The sequence below is a fragment of the Lachnotalea glycerini genome, assembly GCF_003201285.1.
Lineage (GTDB): Bacteria > Bacillota > Clostridia > Lachnospirales > Lachnospiraceae > Lachnotalea > Lachnotalea glycerini.
The window spans coordinates 1-1,567 of record NZ_QICS01000043.1 but is presented as its reverse complement, the minus strand read 5'-3'; the positions used below and the strand labels follow the sequence as shown (position 1 = coordinate 1,567).

The 1,567-nt window shown below is 33.1% G+C and carries 3 protein-coding genes; all 3 read left to right on the top strand.

Translation table 11 applies throughout. The features are described from left to right. Positions 1-513 (top strand): hypothetical protein (locus tag C8E03_RS22205; RefSeq protein WP_170123097.1); only part of this gene is annotated, 513 nt, incomplete at its 5' end. 21 nt (positions 514-534) lie between these two features. Continuing rightward, complete coding sequence (locus tag C8E03_RS21705) at positions 535-1,044, top strand: hypothetical protein (RefSeq protein ID WP_110292106.1); 510 nt, start codon at positions 535-537, stop codon at positions 1,042-1,044. Between the two features lie 239 nt (positions 1,045-1,283). Continuing rightward, positions 1,284-1,567: hypothetical protein (locus tag C8E03_RS21700; protein ID WP_146212355.1), on the top strand; the 284-nt coding region annotated here is incomplete at its 3' end.

Here is a 1,567-nt window from a genome sequence, read left to right as displayed (position 1 = left end):
TTGACGGTGGCAGGAACGGCAGAAACAGTGGCAGGTGGTATTGGAGATATCTTTGGAGCGGTCATATCAATGAGCGGTGCGGGAGCAGCGGCAGGAATACCGACTATTGCAATCAGCACAGATGTTTTGATAACCGGAATAGCAGAAATGGCATATGGTATATCAATCAGTATGACGGCTACGGATAACTTAGCCGGAGATATTAAGAAAGCACAAGAGGCGGCGGAGAATACCGATGTGAGTAAGGGAGGCTCTAAGACTTTTAAAAAGAAATCTTCTAGCGAAATTGAAAAAGAGTATAATCTGAAAAAAAATCAATTTCATAGAGAAGTTAAGAAAGATATTCTAGATGATTTAAGTAGTAAAGACTCTGCTTATAAAAAGCAATTGCAAAAAATGGGAAAAAATCCAGATATATACTTATCTTCGGATGGACAGATACAAATTGTTTCAACACAATTTAAAGGAAAATCATTTATTACCGATTTGAACATTAAACAATTCTTACATTAATAGGACTAGGAGGAAAAAACAATGTCATATGAAATTAACGTAATCGTAGTAAACCAAAAAGAAGCAGTTAAATATACAAAAAAATCATCAATTATTCTTCAGAATGAAAAGGATAATTCTGAAGAAATGAAAAGGTATTTTGAAATATGGCCTTATTTTTCGCAAACGCCAGGCATATTATATACATTGGTTCAAGAAATGGAAGAAGATTATTTTAGTTCATTTCCAATATGTGATTCAATTTTTGATAGGAATGAAGATGAATTATCATTGCCATATTGGATTGATAATACAGAAATAATAGAAAATTTAACTCCACTTTTAATAAAACAAAATGTAATGAGTGAGTTTGTTGAAATAATCAGATTTTTAGTTGAAAGTTCACCAATAAAAACTATTATGTTTCATACAAGATATCAAGGTGGAGATTATGAAATAATATGTGGAGTTATTAATATTGAAGAATTTTTTTCAATGTTACAAAATGAAAAAATACTATTTAATGTATGCTATATTATAAGAAAAGATTGAACTATAAGTTTAGAAGAATCCTTAGGGAGTATATAAGTTCAAATAAAAGACTCTTACCAAGACCAGCTAGGGAAGTTCATAGTTGGTCTATTACATTACGGAGTTCAAAGTTTTGAAAGAGAGGAATTAATACTAAATAACAAATTAGAAACTACGCAAAATTCAGATGTTAATAAAATTGCAAAAGAATATTAATATAAAAAAGCAGAAGAGGATCAAATTCATCTAGCAGAAGTGATTTGTCACCAAACACGATGAAAGCAACAGCGGGAATCGGGGATATTGTATCAATGCCGGGAGAGATTCACATCAAAAGTGAACCCACAAAAACAGTCAAAACAACGGCAGGAATCTCAGATTACCTACATTTTCCGGGAGAAGTTCAGGTAGAGAGTGAGGTATATGTGGATCCGGTTACGCAAAGTCTGGAAAACCGTTATGGAGAAGTAACCACGAAAACTGACAGTTATGCGTATGCAGGAGGGTTGTTTGTAACTGCGTTTGGTGAAGCCGAGCGAATTAT

Excerpts from the sequence above, each read along its gene's own strand:
- C8E03_RS21705 (WP_110292106.1), top strand. The coding sequence starts at position 535 with ATGTCATATGAAATTAACGTAATCGTAGTAAACCAAAAAGAAGCAGTT.